Consider the following 1847-nt stretch of genomic DNA (forward strand, 5'->3'; position numbering starts at 1 on the left):
GCGTAGCGGGCGGTGCGGGCAGCGGCCTCCAGCCCGCCTTCGGCGCCGACCCGGACGGGCAGCACCCGCGCCGAACGGACGCCGAGCGAGCGGGCGGTGGCGGCGGCCTCGGCGGCGACCCGATCGGAGCCCGCTTGCAGGCCGTGGTCGACGGTCAGGGCGTCCACGGGCAGGCCCTTCGCGCCTGCCTCCACGACGGTGGCGGCCGTCAGCGCGAGCGAATCCGCGCCCCCGGACAGGGCGACGGCCACCGCGGGCATGCCGGGTGTGACGAATTCGGCCAGCCACGAGCGCACGGCGCGGCGCAGGACGAGCGCGGCCGGGGTTTCCGGCAGCCGGAAGCGGCCGTCGCTCATGTGGCGCTGTCCGGCGGCGACCCGGCCGGGACGGCCCGGGCAGGCGGCTCGCGCCGGGCGTCGCGACCGCTCAGCCGAGCACGCGCGCGATCCACCGGTCCGGGTCCTCGATCTCGTCGGTGCGCGGCAGGGTGGTGGCATCGGTCCACACGGCGTTGAACTCGCCGACGCCGACCCGGCCGACCACGTGGTCGACGAAGGCCTTGCCGCGCACGTACTGGGCGATCTTGGCGTCCATGCCGAGCAGGGCGCGCAGCAACCGCTGCACCGGGTTGGCGGGGCGCTGCCTGCGCCGGTCGAAAGCGGCGCGGATCTGGGCGACGGTGGGCACGACGGCCGGGCCGACGGCGTCCATCACGTGATCGGCGTGGCCCTCGAGCAGGGTGCCGAGCATGAGCAGCCGGTCCAGTGCCTCGCGCTGTGGCTCGGCCTGGCTGGCGCGCAGCAGGCCGATGACGCCGCGGGTGGCCGGGTCGTCGGCGACCACGCCGCGCCTGCGCTCGCGCACCTCGTCGAGCAGCCTGGCCAGCATCTTGGCCACGGTGTCGTCGCCGATGTCGCCGAAGACGTCGACGGTCTCGCGCATGTAACCGGCCAGCCAGGGCGCGGAGGAGAACTGCACCCGGTGGGTGACCTCGTGCAGGCACACCCACAGCCGGAAGTCGGCGGGCGAGACGCGCAGCGTTCGCTCGACGGCGACGATGTTGGGCGCCACCAGCAGCAGGGTGCCGTCGGGGCCGGTGAACGGGTCGTACTGGCCGAGGATGGCGGTGGACAGGAACGCCAGCATCGCGCCCGCCTGCACGCCCGCCGGCTTGCCCGCCAGCTTCCCGGACAGGCCGGTCTGCGGTGCGGCGGGGCCGGTGAGCACCGCCATGGAGTCGGCGGCGGCGGCGATCCAGCCCGGGCGGTCGACGATCCTGGCCTGCGGGATCGGCTGGTCGTCGAGCAGTCCGCTCACCTCACGGACCGGGCTCTCGGCGCGCACCGAGGCCTCGGCGAGTTCGGCCACCACCTGCTCGGCGGCGGCCCTGGTGGTGCTCGGTCCGGCCGGGACCAGCGCGGCGCCGGTGCGGGCCGCCAGTCGCCAGTCGACCGGCGCCGACAGGCCGGGACCGCGCGCGGCCCGCTCGTCGGGCGCGCTCCGCCCGCGCGTGTCCTCTGCCCCGTCAGCGCCTTCGAACATGGTCAACCACCCGTCACGAGCATCCACAGTTGCGTAATGTGCGCGCGATGGCGTCCAACGCCGGTCTGCTCACCTCCGGCGGCCGATCGTTCGACATCAACGCGAAGGTCAGGACCCGACCGTCTCTATCGAGCACATACCCGGCCAACGTGCTGGCAACCGTGAGAGTTCCGGTCTTGGCGCGCACCCAGCCCGCGCCCTCCCGGTTCTGCTCCACATAACGGGAGCTGAGCGAACCGGTCGCGCCCGCGACGGGCAGCGCGTCCAGCAGCGGGGTGAGCCTGGCGTGCTCGGGGTCGGCGGTG

The 1847-nt window shown here is 74.8% G+C and carries 3 protein-coding genes; all 3 read right to left on the reverse strand.

Translation table 11 applies throughout. The features are described from left to right. Nucleotides 1–356 (reverse strand): ATP-binding protein (locus QH283_RS23360; protein ID WP_280505087.1); only part of this gene is annotated, 356 nt, incomplete at its 3' end. A 70-nt stretch (nucleotides 357–426) separates the two neighbouring features. After that, on the reverse strand, nucleotides 427–1542 hold the full coding sequence (locus tag QH283_RS23365; RefSeq protein ID WP_280505088.1) for a zinc-dependent metalloprotease: 1116 nt from the start codon (nucleotides 1540–1542) through the stop codon (nucleotides 427–429). A 13-nt stretch (nucleotides 1543–1555) separates the two neighbouring features. Continuing rightward, nucleotides 1556–1847 (reverse strand): D-alanyl-D-alanine carboxypeptidase (locus QH283_RS23370; protein WP_280505089.1); only part of this gene is annotated, 292 nt, incomplete at its 5' end.

Source organism: Nocardia farcinica (genome assembly GCF_029867845.1).
In the GTDB taxonomy this organism is placed as follows: domain Bacteria; phylum Actinomycetota; class Actinomycetes; order Mycobacteriales; family Mycobacteriaceae; genus Nocardia; species Nocardia farcinica_A.